2 protein-coding genes are annotated in these 1,556 nt (G+C 66.4%); both read left to right on the top strand.

Features of this window, described 5'->3' with window-relative positions; translation table 11 throughout:
* Positions 1 to 277: 277 nt before the first annotated feature.
* Positions 278 to 1,105 carry an alpha/beta hydrolase gene (locus tag ABZ281_RS48900; RefSeq protein WP_356665255.1) on the top strand — a complete coding sequence of 276 codons (828 nt, stop codon included), beginning with the start codon at positions 278 to 280 and terminating at the stop codon, positions 1,103 to 1,105.
* Positions 1,106 to 1,109: 4 nt separating this feature from the next.
* Positions 1,110 to 1,556, top strand: a 447-nt coding sequence (locus ABZ281_RS48895; protein WP_356665253.1) for a MerR family transcriptional regulator, incomplete at its 3' end; no start/stop codon positions are given.

Raw genomic sequence — 1,556 nt, 5'->3', positions numbered from 1 at the left:
CCCGTCGAATACGAGACCAACTACTACCTGACAACCACGAAACCCCAGGTCACGACCACCAACTGAGATCTCTACCGAACCCGGGGCGGTTCAGAGTCCGTGCCGGGGCGATGTTGGTTGTCACCGTGCCTACCGATCTTCGGTGCGGCATGTGACACGGCAAGGGGTGTAGTTGCGAACAGCAAGCGACTGGTTGGGCACAGGCACCGGCTCGGATGGCGAACCACGGGATTTTCAGGGTTGACCTTGACCTAAGGTCAGGCCTCACGCTGAACGCATGACGAACCCGAACGCGAACCCGAACTCGACCTGGACCGGCATGGTGGCGGTGGAGGACACGGCGCTGGCCGTCACTGACACTCGTGGGCCCGGCCAGCCCGTGGTCTACCTCAACGGCTCCTACGCCACCCAGAAGAACTGGCAGCGCGTCACCGCAGAACTCGGAAACGAGTACCGGCACATCACCTACGACGAGCGTGCCCGCGGCCGGTCGAAACAGTCGGCGGACTACTCGTTCGAGGCCTGCATCCGAGACATCGCTGCCGTCTTGGAGGCGACCGGTGCGGAGCGGCCACTGCTGGTGGGCTGGTCCTACGGCGCGGCGCTGGCGTTGCATTGGGCCACCCGGAACCCGGACCGCGTCGCCGGTGTGGTCATGGTTGACGGTGGCTACCCGTGGGACTACCTCGCCACCGTCGAGGGCGGCCGAGAAGCCGGCCGGGAGGAGATCCGGAAGATGTTCCGGCGCTTCGGTTGGATCATGCCGCTGGTCCGGCCGCTGGGTATGGCCGCTCGGATGAGCGCCGATCAGCACGCCGAGGTCAACATTGAGCTGAACGAGATCGTTGCTGCAAGCGATCCGGTCTTCGACCTCGTGACCTTCCCGATGCGGTTCCTCGTGGCCTCTGGTGCCAGCCTCGGCGGGACCGCGGAAGGGCTGGCGGCGATGCGTGCCACGCTGGACCCGGTGCTCGCCCGGAATCCCAACGTGAAGGTGAGCGCGACGGTCGAAAGCAAGCACACGACTATCGTGCGCAAGGACTTCCGTGCCATCGCCGCGACCGTTCGAGAAGTTGCCGACGTGGTGCAGGGTGGGGTCAGCTGACGCCATGACAGACGGAATCACCATCAGTCAAGCCGCGGCCTTCGCCGGCGTTACAGTGAAGACCATCCGGCACTACCACCAGAACGGCCTCATCGGCGAACCCCGCCGCGACCGCTCCGGCTACCGACGCTACGGAGCGGCCGAACTGCTGCGGTTGGTTCAAGTCCGGACACTGGCCGGCGCAGGCGTACCGCTGGCCGAGATCGGGACCGTACTCGATGCCGATCCCGACCGGTTCGCCGCTGCACTCCTCGATGTCGAAGAGAGCCTCACCAGCCGGATCGACGAGCTGATCGCGCGGCGCGAGACGCTGCGCCAACTCGCCCACGGCGACCGGGTCCTGCTGCCCGACCGTGCACTCGCACCGCCCTGGCCCGCACCGGTCGCCCCCGCGTGGATCAGGAGCTGCTGCGCTGGGCCTTCAGCCGCCTTGCGTGATCACCTTGCCACC

Origin of the sequence: Streptomyces sp. NPDC006265 (genome assembly GCF_040613555.1) — a bacterium.
In the GTDB taxonomy this organism is placed as follows: Bacteria; Actinomycetota; Actinomycetes; order Streptomycetales; family Streptomycetaceae; genus Streptomyces.
The sequence above is the reverse complement of the archived record's forward strand: the minus strand, read 5'-3'. Positions and strand labels throughout refer to the sequence as shown.

What these genes read in the sequence shown, in the direction of transcription:
- ABZ281_RS48900 (WP_356665255.1), top strand. Translation starts at nt 278, where the DNA reads ATGACGAACCCGAACGCGAACCCGAACTCGACCTGGACCGGCATGGTG.